Origin of the sequence: Clostridium sp., assembly GCF_032552055.1 — a bacterium.
GTDB lineage: Bacteria > Bacillota > Clostridia > Clostridiales > Clostridiaceae > Clostridium.
Genome location: NZ_JAWGSV010000004.1, coordinates 1 through 23737 on the forward strand (window position 1 = coordinate 1; position 23737 = coordinate 23737).

Below are 23737 nucleotides of genomic sequence, written 5' to 3' on the forward strand. Positions count from 1 at the left end.
ATTATATATTTGTAAAGTAGTTAAAGCATTATTATTTACCCCTAAAACCATCTAATGGTCCCTAGATTAAGTATTTCCCCAAAGTAACTTAATCTAGGGTTTTTTCCTGTTTAAAATTAGTTTTTCTCATCCTTCAATCTCTTTATCTCATCAGAAGCTCTTTTCCTATCTAGCTTCTCAAATAAAGGATCTATGTTAGAAATTTCACCTTCTTTTTTCTCTATATAACTCCAAATTGGCTCATCTAAACTTAAAGCTACTCTTAACTTTTCACAAGTCATTGGAATAAATGGTTCTAAAAGATTAGTTAAATTCGCTATAACCTGCAAAGCCTCATAAATATTCTTTTCTTTACTATCATATTCTCTATTAGTTTTCTTTATAAAATTCATAATATCTATAAGTGCATTTTTAAAGTGTCCTTCTTCGATATAATCCCCAATATCGAAATATAAATTTAGAATTTCATCTTTAAGCTCTCTAGATATTATTCCTTTTGGTACATTTGACTTATAATTTTCTTCAATTTCATTTAATACTTTTTTTGTGAAGCTTGAAAAGTTATTTACTAAATCTCTATTAGAAACATTAATAAAGTCTCTCCACGTAAAGTCTGTATCTTTTACTTCAGGCGAGTTTAATGTTAAATAATACCTAAATTCATCTACATTATAATTTTCCACAATATAATCTGCCCATATTGCCCAATTCTTAACTGATGAGAAGTTCTTCCCTTCTAGTTTTAAATACTCACTTGAAATTACTCTTAAATTAGGATTCTTCACTCCTAGACCCGCTAATATAGCTGGGAATATAACTGTGTGGAAAGGTATATTATCTTTTCCATGAACAAAGTAAACTCTTGAATCTTCTCCTTGCCAATAGTCCTTCCAATCTTCATCTTTGCCTTCTAAAGCCTTCATACTTGCTGTCAAATATCCCATAACAGCCTCAATCCATACGAATATCTTTTTATCTTCATAGCCTTCTAACGGAACATCTACCCCCCAGTTAAAATCTCTAGTAACTGCTTTATCTCTTAGTCCCTCATCTAAATATCTTTTTACAATATTTTGAGCATTTTCTCTCCATCCCTTTTGTCTTATTAAAAGTCTTCTAACATCATTTTCGAAGTTAGAGAGTGAGAAAAATAAATGCCTTGTTTCTTTTTCAATAGTTTCATTACCACATAGCTTACATCTTTTTTCTAAAAGATCTTCATAATCTATTAATTCAGAACAGTTTTCACACTGATCCTCAGAAACTAATTCCTTGCAATGAGGACATTTCCCCTCTACATATCTATCTGATAAAAATTCATTACAATTTTCACAATAAGTTTGTTCTATTACCTTGTCATATATATAACCTTTGTTATATAACTCTAAAATGAATTCCTTAACCTTCTCCTCATGATATTCTGAATGAGTCTTTTCAAAAATATCAAAAGAAAATCCAAGGCTATCAAAGCATTTCTTAAACTCATCATGATATTTAATTGTAGCTTCTAGCGGAGTTATCCCTTCATCTTTAGCCCTCATAGTTACTGGAGTACCATGACAGTCTGTCCCAGATAAAAATATAACTTCATCTCCCATAAGCCTATGATATCTAGCAATAATATCCCCTGGAATCCAAACAGCTATTCTTCCTAAATGTAATGGTCCATTAGCGTATGGCCATGCATTACCTACTATTATGTTCATAAAACCCCCCCTTATAATAATTTGAATAATGAAAGAATTAAAAAATGAATAATAAGAAAACTCAGCTTAAAGCTGAGTTTTCTTGTAAATACTTAATAATTCAGTTATAGCTGAATTACTCCCTCAATTCTTTAATTTTTAATTCCTTAATTCCTTAATTCTTTCATTTCTTCATTCTTTAATTTTTTATTTCTATCTAACTACGCTTCCTGTTGGTAGTTCTCCTGGATTTACTACTTTTAATAAGCTATCATCATCTGTTGATGCAGCAAGTATCATTCCTTGTGATAGTTCTCCTCTTAATGTAACAGGTTTTAAGTTAGCTACTAGAACTACATACTTTCCAACTAATTCTTCTGGTTTGTAGTATTGAGCTATTCCTGAAATTACTTGTCTTTCTTCTCCATTTAAATCTATCTTTAACTTAAGTAATTTTTTAGCCTTTTTAACTGGTTCACAAGCTAAAACTTTTACTACTCTTAAATCTATTTTTTCAAAATCTTCAATTGTGATTTCTTCTTTAATTGGCGTTATTTCTCTTTTTTCTTCTTTTTTATTAGCAGCTAATTGTGCTTCTCTTAAAGCTTCTAATTCTGCAAGCTTTTTATCAACATCTATTCTTGGGAATAAAGCTTCACCCTTTTGAACCTTAGTTCCTACTACTGTTCCATCAAAACTATTTAATGATTCAAAAGTAATATTTTCAGTATTTATTTGCTCATTTATCTTCTTGCTTGTATCTGGTAAGAATGCAGATAATAAAACTGAAGCAAATCTTAAACTTTCTACTAAGTTATATAAAACTGTTCCAAGTCTTTCTTTCTTTTCTTCATCCTTAGCTAATATCCATGGAGTTGTTTCATCTATATATTTATTAGCTCTTCCTACTAAATCAAATATATATTCTAAAGCTTCTGGAATTCTTAAGTGATCTATTGCATCATTAACCTTCTTTGGAGTTTCTAAAGCTAAATTAATTAATTCATCATCAATAGCTTCTTTCACATTATTATTTGGAATTACTCCATCAAAGTACTTTTCAATCATAGCAACAGTTCTAGATAATAAGTTTCCTAAGTCATTACAAAGGTCAGAGTTTATCTTCTTTATAAAGATTTCATTATTAAATAATCCATCTGCTCCAAATGGAATTTCTCTTAATAAGTAGTATCTAACTGCATCTACTCCAAAGCTTTCAACTAATGCTACTGGATCAACTACATTACCTTTAGACTTAGACATCTTACCGCCATCAACAAGTAACCATCCATGTCCAAATACTTGCTTAGGTAATGGTAAATCTAAAGCCATTAACATGATTGGCCAATAAATAGTGTGGAATCTTAAAATATCCTTACCTATTAAATGAACATCTGCTGGCCAGTACTTTTTATATAATTCATCATTATCACTTCCATAACCTAGCGCACTAATATAGTTTGATAATGCATCAATCCATACATATACTACGTGTCCTTCATCGAAAGTTACTGGAATTCCCCAGTCAAAGCTTGTTCTTGAAACACATAAATCTTGTAATCCTGGCTTTAAGAAGTTATTAACCATTTCATTTTTTCTTGATTCAGGTTGAATAAATTCTGGATGAGCTTCTATATGAGCCATTAATTTATCTGCATAATTACTCATTTTAAAGAAGTAAGCTTCTTCCTTTGATGTTTCAACTGGTCTTCCGCAGTCTGGACAATTCCCATTAACTAATTGTGTTTCAGTCCAGAAAGATTCACAAGGTGTACAATATAAACCTTCATAAGAAGACTTATATATATCTCCCTTTTCATATAACTTCTTAAATATATCTTGAACAGCCTTCATATGATAATCATCAGTAGTTCTAATGAACTTATCATAGCTAATATTCATCATCTTCCATAAATCTTTAATTCCTGTTACTATTTCATCTACATGCTCTTTAGGAGTTATTCCCTTCTCCTCAGCTATTCTTTGAATTTTTTGTCCATGCTCATCTGTTCCTGTTAGAAACATTACATCATATCCTGTTAATCTCTTATATCTAGCAAGAGCATCTGCTGCTACTGTTGTATAAGTATTTCCAATATGAAGTTTAGTTGATGGATAATAAATTGGTGTAGTGATGTAATATGGTTTTTTACACATATCATTATTCCTCCCTAGTTTTAGTTTTCATTATAAAAAGTGGTTCTGTATATATGTTGCAATATAATAATTTGCAATACTATAATTTTGTACAATTAAAAGATAATACTAATACCTAAATAAAATATCACATATTAAAATCATATATACTATTTAAATTCTTTATATTTCACCATATATTAAAAAAAGTCCCTATATAGGTATTAAGACCTATATAGAGACGTAATATACGCGTTACCACTCTAGTTTATATTTATTTCACAATAAATATCTCAGTAGGTGACAATAATCACCTTGCAATATAACGGTTGCTCCCGTACTTCTCTAGCATAAGCTCAAGAAATATGCTCCAAGGCCATCTTCATCAGGTATCTTGACGCTAGCTTTCACCTACCCTAGCTCTCTAAAGACAAGACTTTCCTAACTACTCTTCTCTTCATTGCATTTTTAATCATTGTTATTATAATCATATTCTATATTAAATTTACTGTCAATTATTTTATCATTAATACTATTCACTTTTATTATATCAATAAAACATTTTATTATCGTATATTTAAATTAAGAATAGTAATTTAAATTCATAATACCATAATAATATTCATTATATAGTTTGTTATTATATAATGAATTTATATTAAAGGAATCGTTATCTTCATCATTTTTAATTGTTATAGGAGCAATTTTTCTAATTAATATCCCTGAGATTAATGAATTTTTCAAATTTAGAAATTCTACTTCTCTATTATCATAGAATATCTAGATAAAACAAATAATAAAAAACTAAAGAAAGCTACTATGCGGAAACATCTTTTACGTATAGTAGCTTTTTAAATATATCTATATTAAATTATTTTTCTTAAAGCTAGAATATATTCCATCATTACCAGCTTCATACGTTACTTCTTTAGCTATTTTTATTAACTCTGGTTTTGCATTCCTCATTGCTACACAATGATTAACAGTTTTAAACATACTTATATCATTTTCACCATCGCCATAAGCTAATGTATTAATCCTATCTATATTTAAATATTCAATAACACAATTAATAGCTGTTGATTTATTTATCCCTTTAATACCAACTTCCCCACTGTCTCTTCCAAACTGTGGTACAGTATTACGATATACTTCTAACTCTTCTTTAAATTCATCAAATATATCTTCATAAGGATGTCCATTACTAATAAATGAAACCTTATTTACATTATTATAATCCACTGATTTATTATGGTACTTATCTAGTATTTCACAAAACCAATTCATTTCATTCTTTGCTTCATTATATTCCTTACTATTTTTTTCAAGCCCCTTAGTGGCTTGTGCTAAAATAACATCTCTACAATTTTTACTCCCGAATAATCCATCGTTTGATTCAATATAGTACGCAATGTAATGATTATCAAAATACTCTAATAGGCTTACTACATGTTTCGCAGGCATTTTTTCGTGAATTACTATCTCGTTATTAATTTCTATATATCCACCACCAGCACAAATCATACCATCAAACCCAATCGATGATATATCTTCAGTTATTTCTGGTTTTGATCTACCAGTACAAATATATACCAAATGTCCATTATCTCTAGATTTCTGAATTGCGTCCCTTGCGGATATTGGTACCTCACCAGCTGAATCGCAAAGTGTTCCATCAACATCTATGAAAATCAACTTTCTACTCATTTACACACTCCTAAAAACTATTCACCTAAGTTTTTACCATTCGATTTAATTACTTCTTTGTACCAATAGAATGAATCCTTAGGTATACGCTTCAAAGTTCCATTTCCTTCATCATCTTGATCAACATAGATAAATCCATAACGTTTACTCATCTGAGATGTTCCACAACTAATTAAGTCAATGCAGCCCCAAGTAGTATATCCCATAATTTCTACACCATCTTTAATTGCTTCTTTCATAGCTATTATATGCTTTCTAATATACTCAATACGATACAGATCATGAATCTTCTTGTCTTCAGTTAATACATCTTTTGCGCCTAACCCATTTTCAGCTACAAACAATGGTAATTGATAACGATCATATAATTTAAGTAATGAAATACGTAATCCAGTTGGATCAATTGGCCAGTCCCATTCAGAAAGCTCTAAATATTCATTTTTAATTGCACTATCAAAAGTACCTGCTACAGCAGTAGCATCCTCACGCGCTTCTGCCACATGAGACATATAGTAACTAATTGCAACAAAATCAATTGTTCCTTCAGCAAGAATTTGCTCATCATCTTTGTCCATTTTAATATTAATATTATTATCCGCAAAGAAACGAATCATATATGTTGGATATTTTCCTCTTGCTTGTACATCAGGATAGAACATATTTAATTGATTAGCCTTTAATGCTTGTAACTGATCCTCTGGTTTAGCTGTTCTTGCATATGATTCAATTTGATTTATCATACAACCAACTTTAGCATTTGGTGCAATTTCTCTCGCTGCTCTTACTACTAAAGCACTTGCTACAAATTGATTATGAACAGCTTGATATCCTTCCTGCATTTTATTTTCAACTACATCTCCTAAAATACCAGCCCCAGTATAAATACTATGCAAAGACATATTCATTTCATTGAACGTGATCCAATACTTCACCTTATTCTTATATCTAGAAAGCAATACTCTAGCATACTTTTCAAATAGCATTATTAATTCACGGCTTTTCCAGCCATTATATTTTTGTACTAATGTAATTGGCATTTCATAATGAGACATAGTAACTAATGGTTCAATCCCATATTTAGCTAACTCATCAAATACGCTATCATAAAAGGCTAATCCTTCCTCGTTTGGTTTCTTTTCTAATCCAGTTGGGAAAATTCTTGCCCAAGAAATTGATAAACGGAATACTTTAAATCCCATTTCTGCAAATAAAGCAATGTCCTCTTTGTATCGATGGTAAAAATCTATTCCCCAACGTTTTGGAAACTTATATTTTTCTGGATAAGTCAAATACTCTTCTAACTCCTTAGATGTTACATTAAAGGTAAAGTTATCAACTTTTCCTGATGCATATGGATCTTTATAGGCAGCCATATCTGAAGTAGATAATCCTTTCCCTCCTTCATTGAATGCTCCTTCAATTTGGTTAGCAGCAGTAGCTCCTCCCCATAAAAATCCCTCTGGGAAACCAATTCTTAATTCTTCCATATCTATTATCCTCCTAAAATCTTATTTTCTTATAGTTAATAATTTTTCTGTAAAATCTGTATAATAAGGAATCTTTTCACTAAAATTAATGTTTACATTTGGAAACTTATCATTATTGGTTACTACTATGGGTGATATTAAATTTAAACCTGCTTCTTCAATTAAATTCATGTCGAATTCTATCAATTCATCTCCAATATTTACTTCTTGTCCCACATTAACTTTCAATGTAAAACCTTTTCCATTTAGATTAACAGTATCTATTCCAATATGAATAAGTAATTCAATTCCTTCGTTAGATGTTAACCCAATTGCATGTTGAGTTGGTATTATAGTTGTAATTTTTCCTTTAAAAGGAGATTTCATAATACCGATTGAAGGTATAATAGCTACACCTTTACCAACTAATCCATCTGCAAAAGTTGAATCTGGAACTTCTGAAAGTGGCACTACTTTTCCTGCCATAGGTGATAATATCTCTATAGAATCAATGCTATTTTTATTATTTTCTAAATTTAATGTATTTTCCTTTTCTCCATTTTCAAATTTAAACATCATTGTTACTAAGAATGATATTACAAAACTTAAGGTTATTCCTATTAATGCAAACATAAAGTTATTAGTACCCTCTTGAATATATGAAGGTAGTGCTGTAATTCCAGGAAGTGAAAATGAAAATGCTTTAACAACAAATGTTCCAAATATACCACCACCAATAGCTCCTCCTATTAATGCTGCATAGAAAGGTTTCTTTAGTTTTAAAGTTACTCCATAAATAGCTGGTTCAGTTATTCCAAATACTGCTGAAATACCTGTTGAAGTAGCTAATGATTTCATTTTTTTATCTTTACTTTTTATTGCTACTGCAAAGGTTGCTCCTGCTTGTGCCAAATTACTGACTAAATTCATTGGAAGCAATACGATATCATATCCTAAGCTACCTAAGCTTGCAAATGCAGCTGGGAAGAAAGCGTAATGCATACCTGTAATTACAATTAAAGGCATCAATCCACCAAGTAACATTCCTGCAAATGGTCCTGCTACATTAAATAAACCTGAAAAGAATCTTTCTACATATACACCAACATAATTTCCTAATGGTGCGATAAATATTAAAACTAATGTAGACGTAATCAATAAAACAAGTAAAGGTGTAACTATTATTTTAAAAAGGCTAGGTACAAATTTATCTATTACCTTATAAATATAACTTAATAGCCATACCCCTAAAATAATAGGAATAACTGTAGAGCTGTAGTTAATCATTGGAATACTTAATCCTAAGAAACTTAAAGAAGCTACTTCTCCAGATGCTGCATAATTAATAATAGTTGGATACATAATTACCCCTGCAATGGTTACTGCTAAAAATTCATTTGTTTTGAATTTTTTAGCTGCTGAAAAAGCAACTAAAAACGGTAAAAAGTAAAATGGTGCATCTGCAATCATACTTAAAACTGCATATTCTGAATTAGATTCTGAAATTAATTTTAAAGCTGTTAATAACGCCATAACTCCCTTTAATAAACCTGCACCTACTATTGCTGGCAAAATAGGGGTAAATATTCCTGAAATAGTATCAAAAATGATATCAATTACATTTTTTCTCTTCTTCTCTCCTGTAGTATTTATAGCACGTTCTTGTCCTAGTTCATTGCTAACTGCTTCAAAGACTTCTGCAACCTTGTTACCTATGATAACTTGGAATTGACCACTTTGAAACTGTGCACCCATTACACCTTCCATACCTTTAATCTTTTCAATATTTACCTTTTTCTCATCCATTACATTAAAGCGTAATCGTGTAATGCAATGCCAGCTCTGAGAAATGTTTTCTTTTCCACCCATTTCAATAATAATCTTTTTGGCTAGCTCAACTTTATTCATTATTTATCCTCCTTTATTTTTCAGTCTATTACTTACCTTTTTAATTTACTTCTTTGATTTTATATTAGCATAAAAAAAACATAGAAAGGCCTTCAACATATGCAGGGCTTTTCTATGTTTAGAATTATTTTCACTTTTTGAAAACGGATTCATTCTATGCTTTCAATTGTATTTTTGATAATATCTATTAATTAATATTTCTGTAAATAGATGTAATTTATATCTTCCTTCTGTTGCACTCTTATAACTTCCAAGATAACTAACATAGTCACATTGAGATGCCATTTTCAAAGCTGGATTTTGAGTAACAAGTACAATTTTACCTCCTCTTTCTTTAAGAGAATAAAAAACTTGCGACTTCTGTCTTAAATAGTTTCCATCCACCGAAAAAATAATAGCTAAGCTATTTTCATCTGTCTGTTTCGCTAATCTCTCTTGACTGATTTCCTGGGATGCAAAGTTAACATACTTACCTAAATCAAAAAGATTATACTGTAGATGTTGTATAAAATAACCTGATAAGTGAAATCCAAAGAAATATACCTCTTTATAGTCATGTATCATACTGATCAAATTATCAATTTCATTTAAATTAAGCTTATCTACAAATTCCTTTAATGAAACATTAATTGAATTTACAAGGTTCGATAAAACTTCCTTATCATTTTTAGAGTTAAAATATATATTTTTTACATTATCTGAGAGTATCTCTGTTCCAAGGTTTTTTCTTTCTACACATTTCGTCTTGAATTCATTAAAATTACTATATCCTAGTTTTTTAACAAATCTACTTATAGTTGAAGGAGATGTATAACACATATCCGCCAATTGTAAAATAGTTATATCTTCCATTCCTCTTTGTATATTTTCTAATATCACTCTTGCTATAGTAGTATAAGTAACATCTTCACTTTCAGCATTCACTATAATTTGAAGCTGTTTTATTATATCCTGAATCATTATATTCACCCTCACCCTTTGTATACTCATTTATATTTATATAAGTGAGTATACTCGTTTCCTTTTATCCCTTATTATCATTTTATTATATCTTAGCTGAAATATAAACTTAATTATATGTTTTACTAAAAGTATAAACTTAATTATTTACTCTATAATTTTTCTATACACTTCTTATTTAGTTTAAGCTTCCATTTTCTTTTTAATAAGCATGTCTATCAACATTTTTGTTAGACCCACCATAAATAAGCTAAATAATAATACAAATGTAAAAGATCCCTCTCCAAACAAGAATAAACTTATAGCATTAACTATAAATAGTAAAGTTCCTGTTGCTCCAAAAAGTTTAGCTGCTACTTTATTACAATATTCAAAAGATGCTTTATCTTTATCAGCATGAATACTCTTATAACTAATCTTATTTTCTTTATATTTAGTTGAATTACTTTCATATAATCCTCCTAAAACAAATAGTATTACTGGTATTGCTTCTGCAATCAATAAATATATCCAAAAACTCATATAAATCTTATCCTTTCACTTTAATTAAATGATAATAACATTATTAAAATAATTTTATACCACTTATTTCTATATTAGCAACCTACTTTATAAGAAAATCACTATAAAATCTATGATATAATGTAAAAAAAGATTGGAGTTGATACTGTGAAAAATATTGAATTTCCTTCTATGGGTTCTAGAAATATTAAAACAGGACTTGCTGTTTTGATTTGTCTTCTATTCTGGCAGAATTCACTTTTTGCACCAATAGCAGCTGTAATCTGCATGCAAGATACTGTAGAAAACTCTCTTAAAATAGGTAGAAACAGATTAATCGGAACATTGTTAGGTGGTATATTAGGACTAATTTTGCTTACTGCAATTGACTTTTTCTCATTAAAACCTATTCTTCCATTAGTTACTGCCATTGGAGTTATTTTAATAATTTATTCATGTAATGTTATAAAAAAACCTGCAGCATGTTCAATTGCATCAATCGTATTAATAGGTATCCTTATATCAAATGGTTATGATGATCCACTTATGTATTCTATTAGAAGAACTATAGAAACTGCTTTTGGAGTGGTTATAGCGATTCTTATTAATATGTATATCCATCCTCCAAAAGAGAAAAAAATTAGATAAATTAAACTAACTAAAGATAAGGAGATACTCTATGAAAATTACTTTCCCAAAAATCGGACTAAGAACAATTAAGACTGCTATTGCAGTATTTTTATGCTTATTACTTTTCCCAAGCGAGCCGTTTTTTGCTTGTATGACTTCTGTTTTTTGCGTTCAAGATACAGTTTCTAATTCTATAAATATGGCTATAAATAGGGGTCTTGGAACTATACTTGGTGCTATTATCGGACTAACCTTCTTAATACTATGTAGATTTTTCACATTTGAAATTGATATATATCCTATTAGTAAGCTTTTAGTTTATATAACTATCGGTTTAGGAATAATTGTAGTTATATATATTTGTAATTTAATAAAAAAACCTGGTGCTATAAACATTTCCTGTATAGCATTCCTAGCTGTAACTACAGCTCATGCTTTTACCGATCCAATTTTCTATGCTGCTAATAGAACTATAGAAACTCTTTTTGGTATATTCATAGGACTTTTAGTTAATAAATTTATTTTGCCACCAGATTCAAATAAAGCATAATTGTTAATGGAGCTGCCTTTATGACAGCTCCATAATTCTATATTTTAATTTCCTTATATACTTCTAGTTTCATGCTTTAGGAAATCTTTTTCTTCTTCATTTAAGTAAGGACTTAATTTTTCAAAAACAGTTTCATGATAATCATTTAGCCATTTCTTTTCTTCAGGAGAAAGTAGCTCTACATTTACACCATTTAAGTCTATAGGACAATAGGATATTGTTCTAAATTTATAGAATTCACCAAATTCTTCTGACTTCACATCTTCCACTACTAATAATGTGTTTTCTGTTCTTATTCCGTGCTTACCTTCTTTATATACTCCTGGCTCATTAGTTAATATCATTCCTGGTTCTAATACAGTTGAATTACCTTCAACTCTAATTCCTTGTGGTCCTTCATGAACATTTAAGAAGAATCCAACTCCATGACCTGTTCCACATTTATAGTCTATTCCACGATCCCATAAAGGCCTTCTTGCAAGTATATCTAGGTTAACACCTGTAGCCCCTCTTAAAAATTTAGCTGAAGATAATGCTATATGGCCTTTTAATACTAATGTATAATCTGTTTTTTCCTCTTCTGTAATTGGTCCTAATATAAATGTTCTTGTTATATCAGTAGTTCCATCTAAGTATTGTGCACCTGAATCTACAAGGAACATTCCTTCTTTTTTTAACTCATATTCACTTTCCTTTGTAGCACTATAATGCATCATTGCTGCATGATCTTTGTATCCTGCTATAGTTCCAAAGCTATCTCCCTTATAATTTTCCCCCATAGCTCTAATCGCAGTTAATTTATCACTAGCAGATGTTTCTGTTATTTTTTCTTTTCCTATATTTTCTTTTAGCCATTTAATAAATTTAACCATGGCTACCCCATCTCTTACTTGAGAAACTTCCCAATTAGCTATTTCAGTGCTGTTTTTTATAGCTTTTAACTTTGTAGTAATATTCATTTCTTTTATAACTTCAACTTTTTTATCTAAAACTGTAAATAACTTAGCATTAACCTTACCTGAATCAATTAAAGTTTTTCCTTTTATAAGCTGAACATCTTTTTCTACATCACTATATTCTGCTATTTCAAATCCTTCTTTGTTTAATGCAGCTTTAGTTTCAGCATCTACTTTTTCTCCATTTATATAAAGGATTGCACTATCTAGTTTTATTATTACATATGAAAGTGCAACTGGATTAAAGTCAATATCATTACCTCTTATATTACATAACCAAGCTATATCATCTAATGATGAAAGTATATAATTTTCAGCTGATACTTCCTTCATATGATTTCTTACTTCTTCTAACTTTTCTTTAGCAGATTTTCCTGCATATTTAACATCATGTATAAAGATTTTATTCTTAGGAAGCTCGCTTCTTGTGTCCCAAATCTTATTTAATAAATCTTTATTCATATTTATAGTAAAATTATTTTCATTAGCTATTCTTAAATATCCTTCATATTGATCTACAGAAAAAACACTTCCATCAAAACCTAATACTTCTCCTGAAGCAACATTCTTTTTAAGCCATTCTTCAATACTTGGATATCCTGGAGTTCTCATTTTCATAAGAGAAATTCCACTGCCCTTTAATTGACTATCTGCTTGAATGAAATATCTTCCATCTGTCCATAAATACGCTTCCTTTAATCCAACTAAAAGAGTACCTGCTGAACCTGTAAATCCAGATACAAACTCTCTTCCCTTAAAATAATTAGCTACATATTCACTTTGATGGGCATCACTACTTGGAATAATATAATAATCTATATTTTCTGACTTCATTACTTCTCTAAGTTTTTCTAAATTGCTCATACTTTTTCCTCCTTATTTTATCTATCTAAGTATTATTATACCAATACAGATAAATATAATCCATAAAAGAAACCTTAATGATTTATTACTATAATTCCATTACCAAATACTCTTTAATTTTATAATCAAATTTAAAATACAAAAACTCAGCAAAAGCTGAGTTTCATACTTAATTGTTAATTATTAATTTCTAATTGTTAATTGTCAATCAGTTTTCCATGTACTATTAACCTTTCTTCTTCAGTAACATTAGTACATGTGGTTAGTGTTATTATTTTGCCTTTATCTATATCTTTAACAGCAAAACTAAAAAATGATTTGCTTATTGCTTCATTTATATAATTACTATAATCTTCATCATTGTTAAACTTAGCTTTATAGGATTCGAGAGTAGCATCTTCTATATAAACTGAAAATATTTCATACTCCAAAGTCTTCCTTATTTCCACAAATCATCTTATATATCTATAATTACCATATTGTCATGCTGATTATATTATATACGTTTAATAAAATTAAAGCCAATACTACAATATTAAATACTTTCAAAATAACTACTTATGAAATATCCTTAAGTATAATCTTAATTAAAGGATTTAATAAAACTATAGTTATAAGTGTAGCATTGATCAAATTTCCCATATTCATTCCAAAGATTACGCATCTATAAGAAAAAAATGCTATTACAAACATCAAGCATGCTTTTATAATATATTTAAAGTTATTTAAGTAGAATCCCTTTCTAACATAAATATAATAACATATATATGCACCACCTGATATTAAATACAATAATCCACTAAGAACATCTCCTTGTGAAAAACCTGAACTTGAACTCAATACTCTAATACCCTGTAGTAAACATGTAACTCCTGATAATAACCCCATTATTACTGTTGTAAAAGTCAAACATATCTTAGATATAATTCCTATATCTTCACTTTTCCAGAAAGGTAAAGCCCTAATTAAATCTCCGTTCACTTGTAACCTCCAATAACATTTTAAACATTTAATACAATATATTATAATTATAGACTATTTTTATAAAACTTCAAAATTATTACTTATATTAACATTTTAATTACTACTTTATTCATAAAATAAATATACGTTAAATAAGTAACTGTTACAAAACTTTGCCGAAAATAAAAAAGAAACTCAGCTTCTGCTGAGTTTCACCATAAATTTCAATTATTAATTGCTATCCATTACTTGAAGCAACTTATTTGCTTTCCTCTACTTTTTTACCTAATATCTGAACTCCTAAGAATGTTGCAAGTAAAGCTATTGGTAATACTATGTACCATTTAACTCCAAATCCTGCAGGTATATATCCAAATACTATAGTTATTCCAGCTACAAATAATGCATACCACATTTGAGTATTAACGTGAGCTATATGGTTACATCCTGCTCCCATAGATGAAAGAATAGTTGTATCTGAAATTGGAGAACAGTGGTCCCCAAAAATTGCTCCAGTTAAAACTGCGCTTGTACTAACTATTACAAATCCCATATCTGGATTCATAGAATAAGCTAGTGGTATAGCTAAAGGCATTAATATTCCCATTGTTCCATAAGCTGTTCCTGTTGCAAAGGAAATTATAGAGCCTAAAATAAATATTATTGTTGGAAGAAGGAAGTTTGGTAATGATCCTGATAACATATTAACTAAATATTTTGCTGTTCCTAAATCCTTAATTACTGAGCTTAATGACCATGCTAGTAATAATATTACTCCAGTTATTAATAAAGGTTTCATTCCATCTATCCAAGTATCTATAGCTTCTGAAAGAGTAAATATCTTTTTATAAACTCCCATTACAATTGCTACTATACTTGCAATTAATGCTGATTGGAATAATGCAACAGATGCATCAGATGCACTGAACGCTTCTTGTATAGCTTTAAATGACATTGGAGAATTAGTCATTATTTGTTGAACTGCTACATTATCTCCAGCCATAATTGAAGAATAGCCACTGTAATAGAAACAAATTAATGCTGTTACTACTAATACTCCTATAGGTATTATTGCATTCCATATACTAAGCTTTATTCCTTCTTTAGGTTCAAGTTCTGAGTGGTCCATCTTTGAAGATTCATCAACAGACTCTTCTTTATGTAAGTCTGCTCTTCTTGCTGCAACTTCAGCCTTATACATAGGTCCAAAATCCTTAAGTAATAATGAAGTTATAAATACAAAGGCTAAAATTAAAATATTATAAAATCTATATGGGATAGTTTCTAAAAATACTCCAAAAGCATCAACTTCAATTCCAAGTCCATTACTAAATGCATCATTTATTAATCCAACCTCTAATCCTATCCAAGTTGATACTATTGCTAAACCTGCGATAGGAGCTGCTGTTGCATCTATTATAAAAGCTAGTCTCTCTCTTGAAATTTTCATTTTATCAGCAACCGGCTTCATTATAGGTCCAACTATTAATGAATTTGCATAATCATCAAAGAAAACTGCAAGTCCAAGTAAAAGTGTAACTAGTTGTGTACTTTTTGCAGTCTTAGCTTTTCTTGCTAAAGCCTCAGCAACTGCTTTTGCACCACCCATTTTTGCTACTAGGTGAATAACTCCACCAATAACTAGCACTTGAAGTATTATTCCAGCATTCCAAGGATCAGCTAGTGAGTTTAGAGCTCTAGATACAAAATCTAAAAATGCTTGAATTAAAGCACCAACAAATGAATGATCAACTAAACTAACTAAAAATGTACCTGCTAAGGTTCCTACAAATAATGAAATAATAACATTCTTAGTTATAAAAGCTAATACTATAGCTATTATTGGTGGTATTAATGTTAAAAATCCATAATGTTCTGCATTAGATGTTGCAATATCAACTTCAGATGCAAATACAACTGATGTTGATAATAAAACCATCATCATTGTCATAATAATAATTCTAAAATTTCTTTTCTTCTTCATATTGTTCCCCCCTGTTATAAGTGTAAATAACTAAAAGGTAGAATCTAAAAAGGTGAAATACCAAGTTTAGCTTATACTAATTATAGTCTTAGTCAAAGCTACACCAGATATTCCACCTTTTATTATTTAAACAAATTTAAATTCTTTTTAAAAAGTAAAATTCTCTAATGATAGCTCTCCACAAAATAAACTTTGTGACAGTGTCATATATATTATATATAACCCCAGTGACATGATATTAAAGCATTAATCATACACTTCGGCAATATTCCCTTTCCTATTAACTCATCGTGCTTACCTCATTAATAGTACTCTTTAATACTGCACCTCTACCTCGTTATTATTTACATTCGATTTTCATATGTATTATACATTCTTAACACTAATTTTACAACCATATCCAAGTTAAATTATAGTAGTTATTCTTATAATTATACTCATTTACTCTTAATTACTGTATGATATGACTATTTTACTATAGTAGTGACTATAAAGGTGCTGTCGCACAATGAAAAACTCCCGAAGAAATTTTGAAAAGAAGTTAATTTTAGTAATCCTGTAAGAATTACATCAATAATTCTTCATTTTTAATTTTTAATCCTTAATTTAAGCTGCTTGTGCGACAGCCCCTTTATATTACACATAATCACAAAATAGTGTTATAATCTACATATTAATCTATCTCATCTTTGACCCTTTGTATATTACAACAGGTTTTTCGTACAGATGAATGATCCTCTCCTAAATATTTTACTCTAATCTTTAAAACTTTATCTAAATACTCCAAAGACTTTTCATTTTTATCTAATTTATAATAAAGTAACCCCAAAAGATTATAACAATCTGCTGTTCTTAAGTTATCCTCATCAAACACCTTTTTACACACTTCTAAAGCCTTTAGTATATTTTCCTCTGCATCTTCAAAACGCCCTAGTTCAATAAATACTGATGCAATTTCTTTTAAAGATAATGCTACATCTGGATGTATATCTCCGTATAATTCCCTCCTAATATCTAAAGCCTTCTCTTGATGCTTTAATGCTTCAAAGTAATTTTTTTCCTTTTCATAAAGGCACCCTAGATTACCTTCAACAACAGCTACAGTTCTTTTATTATTATCAATTGAATTTAATATTTCCAATGCTTTTAAGTAATATTCTTTCTGCATTTTAACATTATCTAATTTACTATAACCAAAGGCAATATTATTTAAAATAACGACCACATCACTATTTTTTTCTCCTAACTCTTCAATATAAATATCTAAAGCTCTTTTTGTATATTCAATTCCTTTTTCAACCCTATCTGTATTCATATATATATAACCAATATCATTAAGATTCTCCCCCTTACGTAAGGGAACATCCTTAAAGTTATTATCTATAAAATTATCTAAATCCTTAAATATCTTTAATGCATCATTATACTGATTAAGCTCACAGTAAATAGTACCTAGATTATTATAAATATTGAATACTACATCTCTATAATCTTCATTACATTTATCATTAAATAACTCTATTGTTTTATAACAAAATTCTAGTGCTTTATTATAATTTCCACTATTACTATATAAAAATGAAACATTATAATATAAATATCTATATACTTCTAAATCAATATCAATGTATTTTAATAAGTGCTCACCGTACTTAATCTTTAATGATTTTTCATTGTTAGTAGTATTTGAATCTATGTGTAAATAATCTACCAAATTATCTATAAAACTCTCAACTTCTTCATAGTTATAATCAATCTTCGTTCTTATTACATCTGCAATTACTGGATGAAGAGAAATTACATCACAATCATTTATCCTTACCCACCCTAAATCAATTAAATAATTAATATCTTCAAAGCTATCCAAATTACTCATTTCTTTGAACTTCTCTATATCTATTCCTATATGCGGTATAAAGCTAAGATCTATAAGTATTCTTTTTTGAATATAACTTGCTTTTGATAAATTAAATAAGGCATAGATATGTTCACTTATGTCCTTATTATTTAACTTAGAATCTTTTCTATGTTTTATTTTTTCCTTTGCTAAATTGGTAAGTCCTAAATTACTAAGCTTATTCAACATATCTACTGGCTTAATTCTACTCATCATCATTTGCTTAGCTACTAGCTCTACAGTCATTGTATGCCTACCTACAAGATTAATAATTTCTAATATAGCTACCTTATCTTTGTCATTCACTTCTTTTTTATAATAATTATAGAAAATATTATTTATTTTATTTACATCACTAATTTCCAATATATTCATTTGCTTATATCCAAGGCTACAAAAATCATTTCTTGTTGTAAAAATAAATTTAAAGTTACATCTAAGTAATTTATCAAGATATTCATCATCTTCTACATCGAAGTTATCAACTATAAATAAAATATCCTTATTAGATATGTCATGAAGTTTCTTCATTTTTCTTATAAAATAGTCATCATCTGATTCATTAATTCCTTTATTAAAATTACTTATTGGTACTTCACTATCGCTTATAATCATAGACTTAATTGAATCTGTATATCTTGCAAAGACAATGCTTGTAAAGATTTCATAATTATCTCTAGCGAAGTTTTTAACTATTTCACTCTTTCCTATACCGCCAATACCTCTTAAAAATAAAATATCTTCTTCATTTAATATAATGTTCTTTATTTCACTAAGTTCATTATCTCTTCCAACAAAATAAGATAATTCTTTAGGTAAATTTGTCTTTAAAAAACATCTACTAGATTCTGTAACATTTACTAACTTCTCTAATAACTTTTGTAATTCTTTAGTTGTGTGAAATCGCTTTATTGTAGACGAGGATAATGTTTTATGAAAAAGTTCTGTTAACAAAGTAAATGTCTCTGGATTTACATCCTTGAACAATCTATCTTCTTTGTTATAACTCCAAGTTGCATATATCCTTCTATCCATAAACTCAACATATCTTCCCATAATTCTATTAAATATAACGGCACCAATTGCGTAAATATCAGTTTCTTCTGAGATTCTTCTAAAATCATATTGAAGTTGCTCCGGTGCTGCCCACCTTTCAGAATAAGATAAATTTTCTATATCCCCTGATTGTATATTTGACTTTTCTTGTACACTATCAAAATCAAATAACATTATTAGCTCTTTACTTTCTGGAATAGTTAAGATATTTGCTGGTTTTATATCTAAATGTAAAAGTCCCATATCATGATACTTACCAACGGCCTTTGTTAAGGCTAATGCAGATTTTAAAACATCATTCACCGAATTAAATTCAGCTTTTTCATAAGTAACACCATTATTATAATTTATAACCATATATTTAGTGGAATTACCTTCAAATAGTCCTTGTACATTAGTAGTTATATTTACAAAACTTTCACTTAATTGAATATTTGCATGTCTTTTATATGCTTCTTCGAACCGGCTTAGTCCTTCTATAAAATTATTATTTTTATCATCTATAATTAAACTTCCATTAATATCTCTACCAACATTAGATTTAACAGGATAATATTCCTTCAATCTAACCATATGCTTACTACTTTGAACATCATAATAGTATGCATCATAAACTATACAGCTTGCCCCATATCCTACCACTTTAATTATATAAAATTCATACTCATACTTATTTCCTATGTTATCATAATTAAAAATATTAATTTTCTGACCTTCATTTAATTCTATTCTCAAAATCTTCCCCCTAAACTCCTATAAACTTTTAGTAATGCTATTTATATATTAAACAAATTATGACAAATTTCCTTCTATATGATAAAATTATCATAAATTTATTTAATTTATGAGGATATAATTATGGATAATATATTTACTGTTTTTAAAACTAATGGTGATTTTACCGAGCTAATGAATGATTCACTCTTAGAATTAGCCCTTGATGAAGATTCTTATGATTTAAAAGATACTATAAACTATTTGGATATCGCAAAAAATTTTAGACAATTCTCAGATGGATTAACGAATTTTATAAAAAATCATGGTTATAATGATGAACTGGATGATATACCTGCTAAAACTAATTTCCTCTATAAAAAGTTTTGTGATGAAGAAATAAAAATTAGTAAAGCAACAATAAAAAGCTGGTTTTTAGACTCTAGACCTGCATCCAACTCCTTAAGTAGGGAAAATATGTTTAAAGTTTGCTTTGCATTAGGCTTATCAAAAAATGAATCTGCCAAATTTTTTAGTGATGTTTACTTTGAAAAATATTTTAACTATAGAGATATAAATGAATTAATCTACTTTTACTCATTAAAAAAAGGATTGAATTATAAACAAGCTATATCTCTTATATCCGAAGCAAAAAAAATAATAGAAAGCGATATTTCATCTAAAAATAATAATACTATTTATACTAAAGAAATTGGTGAGCAAGTTAACAATATAAGCAAGGACTTAGAATTATTAGAATATATAGAAACTAATAAATATAACTTTAAAAAAAGCTCTACTTCTGCAATAAATATATTAAACAACCTAATTAATCAAGCAAAAAAGTTAGCCGTTGAAGAAAGTAATATGTTTTTTGATGAAGAAATAACTGAAAAAATGGATAAATCGTCTATCGACTTTCTAATATATATAATACATTATTTTAAAATCGAAGGAATATCCAAACTAAAGTCTTCATCACTATTGTCTAAGAATGGAAACTTCCAAAAAATAATTTTGAAAAACTATCCAACAAAAATAACCTTTTCTAATATATTCAATAATAAACATATAACCTTTGATATGTTAAGAAAATCATTAGTACTACTTAATTTTTATACTTTTTGGGCTACTATTGCTATAAATAAAGATGATTCACCTGATAATAGCATAGTATTTCTCCATGAAACTAATGATATGCTAATAGAAGCTGGAATGAATAGGCTCTATCCTGGGAATCCATTTGATTGGTTATTTTTATATTGTTCTAAAACATCTTATCCCCTTGATACCTTCAGAGAAATAATTTTAGAAATTTTAGATGATGATTTAGGTTAAGGATTTATCATCCTTAACCTCTCTTTAGCTATTCAGTCTTTCTAGGTACTCCAGCATCACTACGCTTCTTTCTCCAAGGTCCATCCTTTCTTCTTGTTCTTACCTTTCCTGCATTTGGACCTGTCTTAACAATTGGTCCCCCTGTTTCCTTTGGACTTGCCATAATAAAAACTCCTTTCAAATTTAATTATGTTAATTTTAATTTTTTGACTCCATATATTCTTCAGCTGCTCCGAATGCTGCTCCAACTCCCCCTCCAATGCCTGTTCCTATTGCAGTTCCACTAACTGCAGATGCGGTAGCTGTTGCTGCCAATGCTGCCATACCAATTGGTCCTGTAACAAATAAAGTTGTAGTAGCTGCCACTGTTGTAAAAGCTGCACCAATAAGTCCTCCTAATTCTGCCCCTTGTAATCCTCTTTCAAAAATCTTTCCAAATCCCATAATATTAACTCCTTTATCATTAAATTTTTATATAATGTTTTCTACATTTTTATAATAACAAGATAAAAATCCTATCTGTAAAAATGATTTTCATCTTATATGTACGTACTATCTACATTGCATCTAAATTAAGCTGAACACTTAATATGTTATCAATCCCCCTGATATCCTCTGCTGATAGAAGTTTCCCTACTCTAAGTATCTGTTCTTTAGATATAACTGATAACTGCTCTGCCATAGCTATGCTACCTGAATATGCAATATCATAATTTTCCTTTAGTTCATAATGTACAGGCAACTTATTTTTACTTCTTGATGTAAGCGGTATAACTAAAGTAGTCGTTGAGTATTTATTCCCTGCATTATTTTGAACCACAATTGCTGGTCTTACCCCTCGCTGACATGACCCTTCTCTAGTTGCTCCAAAATTGACCATAACTAAGTTTCCTCTTTTAATAAAATCTAACATTTTTATTACCTCCAAAATCATTTATTAACTTTATACTTTTATTATAATTTGCTAATTTCACTATCTGTAAAAATGATTTTTCGTTTTATGCTTCAATAATAAATAAAAAAATAAATGCCTATGGTTTTGTATCTAAACCCATAGGCATCTTATAACTCAGTCAATTTATTATTTTGATATTATATATTTACTTATAACATAGCCCTCAGTATCATACCTAAATGAGACTTTTCCAATCCCTATTCAATCATTTTAGATAGTTCATTTAAATCTGCACTAGTCCTGTACTCTTAATAGCATATTTATGTGATTGAAATTTGCCTCTAAGTTTATCCCAAATTTTATTTTCTCTTATCATCTTATTAAAATCACATATAACTTTTTGTACTTAAAATACACTAATATTAATCACTATAATCCCCATTTATTTATTAAGTATTCTAATTCTTATTTATTAGCATTACAATAATCATATTTAAATCATGAAACATTAATATGATCTTCCATGGAGCATTTTTAGGAGCTGGTATAATCTTTAAAGATGGAGAAAATAAAAAGCATGTTCAGTACCAAGCTGCGCACCATCAACTACTAGCTAGTGCTCTAGCAACTAAGCTTGCACATGAAATTGATCCAGACAATCAAATTGGATGCATGATTAATTCTGCATTAATATATCCAAGAAGATGTTCTCCAGAAGATATTTGGTATGCATTTAATAAAAATCGTGAAAGCTACTTCTTTACAGATGTCCAAGCTAATGGAGAATATCCAACCCATGTATTAACAATGTTAAAGAACGAAGGCTTCAGTCTTGAAACTGGCTCTGACGATTTTGAAATTCTTAAGAATAATACAGTAGATTTTATTGCCTTTTCTTATTATCATTCTAGTTGTATGAGTTCTAGATTAGAAGATAATATTCAAAAGGATGGAGCTGCCTTTGCAACTGTTAAAAACCCGTATTTAAAAGCAAGTGAGTGGGGATCTCAATTTGATCCACTAGGATTAAGATTAATTCTAAATATATTTAATGATCGCTATAAGAAACCAATGTTCATTGCAGAAAATGGGATAGGAGCAAATGACATTCCTAATGAAAATGGTGAGATTATAGATGATTATCGTATTGAGTATTTAAGAAGCCATATACAAGCCATGAAAGATGCAGTTGAACAAGATGGAGTCAACTTATTCGGCTATACGATGTGGGGATGTATTGATCTTGTTAGTGCTGGTACTGGAGAAATGAAAAAACGTTATGGATTTATTCATGTTGATCGTGACAACAATGGTGTTGGTACTTTAAAGAGAAGTAAAAAGAAATCATTCGAATGGTATAAAAAAGTAATTAGCACTAATGGAGAAAATTTAGATTAGCATAAAGCCACTTTTTTAAACTTCTCTTATTTATCAAGAATAATTAAAAATAGTTAATAAGATAAAAGCTGACCCCTTATTCAAAGCGGAGTCAGCTTTTTTAACTCATTTTATCTCTAAATATTCAAT

General features: G+C 29.0%; 19 protein-coding genes, 1 riboswitch and 1 other annotated feature. Of the genes, 4 read left to right on the forward strand and 15 right to left on the reverse strand.

From position 1 onward, the window contains the following. Nucleotides 1-116: 116 nt before the first annotated feature. From metG (E6248_RS00700) to E6248_RS00730, 7 genes are all read right to left on the reverse strand, one after another. The gene (metG, locus tag E6248_RS00700) at nucleotides 117-1706 is read right to left on the reverse strand and encodes a methionine--tRNA ligase (protein WP_316338930.1); all 1590 of its coding nucleotides are present in this window, start codon (nucleotides 1704-1706) and stop codon (nucleotides 117-119) included. Between the two features lie 192 nt (nucleotides 1707-1898). After that, nucleotides 1899-3842, reverse strand: coding sequence for a methionine--tRNA ligase (gene metG / locus E6248_RS00705; RefSeq protein ID WP_316338931.1), 1944 nt, complete (start codon nucleotides 3840-3842; stop codon nucleotides 1899-1901). A 213-nt stretch (nucleotides 3843-4055) separates the two neighbouring features. After that, nucleotides 4056-4291: a binding site (T-box leader), on the reverse strand. Between the two features lie 391 nt (nucleotides 4292-4682). Further along, nucleotides 4683-5528, reverse strand: a complete 846-nt coding sequence (locus tag E6248_RS00710; RefSeq protein WP_316338932.1) for an HAD family hydrolase — start codon at nucleotides 5526-5528, stop codon at nucleotides 4683-4685. Between the two features lie 17 nt (nucleotides 5529-5545). Then, nucleotides 5546-7015 carry a family 1 glycosylhydrolase gene (locus E6248_RS00715; RefSeq protein WP_316338933.1) on the reverse strand — a complete coding sequence of 490 codons (1470 nt, stop codon included), beginning with the start codon at nucleotides 7013-7015 and terminating at the stop codon, nucleotides 5546-5548. Nucleotides 7016-7036: 21 nt separating this feature from the next. Continuing rightward, nucleotides 7037-8902 carry a beta-glucoside-specific PTS transporter subunit IIABC gene (locus tag E6248_RS00720; RefSeq protein ID WP_316338934.1) on the reverse strand — a complete coding sequence of 622 codons (1866 nt, stop codon included), beginning with the start codon at nucleotides 8900-8902 and terminating at the stop codon, nucleotides 7037-7039. A gap of 162 nt (nucleotides 8903-9064) precedes the next feature. Then, nucleotides 9065-9862, reverse strand: a complete 798-nt coding sequence (locus tag E6248_RS00725) for a MurR/RpiR family transcriptional regulator (protein WP_316338935.1) — start codon at nucleotides 9860-9862, stop codon at nucleotides 9065-9067. 183 nt (nucleotides 9863-10045) lie between these two features. After that, nucleotides 10046-10384 carry a hypothetical protein gene (locus E6248_RS00730; RefSeq protein ID WP_316338936.1) on the reverse strand — a complete coding sequence of 113 codons (339 nt, stop codon included), beginning with the start codon at nucleotides 10382-10384 and terminating at the stop codon, nucleotides 10046-10048. A 147-nt stretch (nucleotides 10385-10531) separates the two neighbouring features. Between E6248_RS00730 and E6248_RS00735 the strand changes: the two genes are divergently transcribed. Then, nucleotides 10532-11011 (forward strand): aromatic acid exporter family protein, encoded by a 480-nt coding sequence (locus E6248_RS00735; protein ID WP_316338937.1) that lies wholly within the window; start codon nucleotides 10532-10534, stop codon nucleotides 11009-11011. Nucleotides 11012-11042: 31 nt separating this feature from the next. Then, entirely contained in the window at nucleotides 11043-11543 is a 501-nt protein-coding gene (locus E6248_RS00740) for an aromatic acid exporter family protein (protein WP_316338938.1), read from the forward strand. Between the two features lie 53 nt (nucleotides 11544-11596). Here the strand turns inward: E6248_RS00740 and E6248_RS00745 are convergent, their stop codons facing one another. From E6248_RS00745 to E6248_RS00765, 5 genes are all read right to left on the reverse strand, one after another. Further along, on the reverse strand, nucleotides 11597-13363 hold the full coding sequence (locus E6248_RS00745; RefSeq protein ID WP_316338939.1) for an aminopeptidase P family protein: 1767 nt from the start codon (nucleotides 13361-13363) through the stop codon (nucleotides 11597-11599). A gap of 197 nt (nucleotides 13364-13560) precedes the next feature. After that, nucleotides 13561-13812 carry a sortase gene (locus E6248_RS00750; RefSeq protein WP_316338940.1) on the reverse strand — a complete coding sequence of 84 codons (252 nt, stop codon included), beginning with the start codon at nucleotides 13810-13812 and terminating at the stop codon, nucleotides 13561-13563. Nucleotides 13813-13921: 109 nt separating this feature from the next. Further along, nucleotides 13922-14344: a hypothetical protein gene (locus E6248_RS00755; RefSeq protein WP_316338941.1), complete on the reverse strand. Its 423-nt coding sequence runs from the start codon at nucleotides 14342-14344 to the stop codon at nucleotides 13922-13924. A 241-nt stretch (nucleotides 14345-14585) separates the two neighbouring features. After that, nucleotides 14586-16310, reverse strand: a complete 1725-nt coding sequence (locus E6248_RS00760) for a Na+/H+ antiporter NhaC family protein (RefSeq protein WP_316338942.1) — start codon at nucleotides 16308-16310, stop codon at nucleotides 14586-14588. 163 nt (nucleotides 16311-16473) lie between these two features. After that, nucleotides 16474-16650, reverse strand: a riboswitch (Lysine riboswitch). Between the two features lie 333 nt (nucleotides 16651-16983). Beyond that, nucleotides 16984-19998, reverse strand: coding sequence for a tetratricopeptide repeat-containing protein kinase family protein (locus tag E6248_RS00765; protein ID WP_316338943.1), 3015 nt, complete (start codon nucleotides 19996-19998; stop codon nucleotides 16984-16986). A 123-nt stretch (nucleotides 19999-20121) separates the two neighbouring features. Between E6248_RS00765 and E6248_RS00770 the strand changes: the two genes are divergently transcribed. After that, a complete protein-coding gene (locus E6248_RS00770; RefSeq protein ID WP_316338944.1) occupies nucleotides 20122-21315 on the forward strand; it encodes a hypothetical protein in 1194 nt (397 codons plus the stop codon). A 28-nt stretch (nucleotides 21316-21343) separates the two neighbouring features. Here E6248_RS00770 and E6248_RS00775 read toward each other — a convergent pair whose 3' ends face one another. The 3 genes from E6248_RS00775 to E6248_RS00785 form a co-directional block, all read right to left on the reverse strand. Continuing rightward, nucleotides 21344-21478: a hypothetical protein gene (locus tag E6248_RS00775; RefSeq protein WP_316338945.1), complete on the reverse strand. Its 135-nt coding sequence runs from the start codon at nucleotides 21476-21478 to the stop codon at nucleotides 21344-21346. Nucleotides 21479-21513: 35 nt separating this feature from the next. Next, entirely contained in the window at nucleotides 21514-21759 is a 246-nt protein-coding gene (locus E6248_RS00780; protein ID WP_316338946.1) for a hypothetical protein, read from the reverse strand. A gap of 112 nt (nucleotides 21760-21871) precedes the next feature. Beyond that, a complete protein-coding gene (locus E6248_RS00785) occupies nucleotides 21872-22228 on the reverse strand; it encodes a type II toxin-antitoxin system PemK/MazF family toxin (protein WP_316338947.1) in 357 nt (118 codons plus the stop codon). A gap of 495 nt (nucleotides 22229-22723) precedes the next feature. Between E6248_RS00785 and E6248_RS00790 the strand changes: the two genes are divergently transcribed. Then, the gene (locus E6248_RS00790; RefSeq protein ID WP_396335116.1) at nucleotides 22724-23608 is read left to right on the forward strand and encodes a family 1 glycosylhydrolase; all 885 of its coding nucleotides are present in this window, start codon (nucleotides 22724-22726) and stop codon (nucleotides 23606-23608) included. Nucleotides 23609-23737 lie beyond the last annotated feature (129 nt).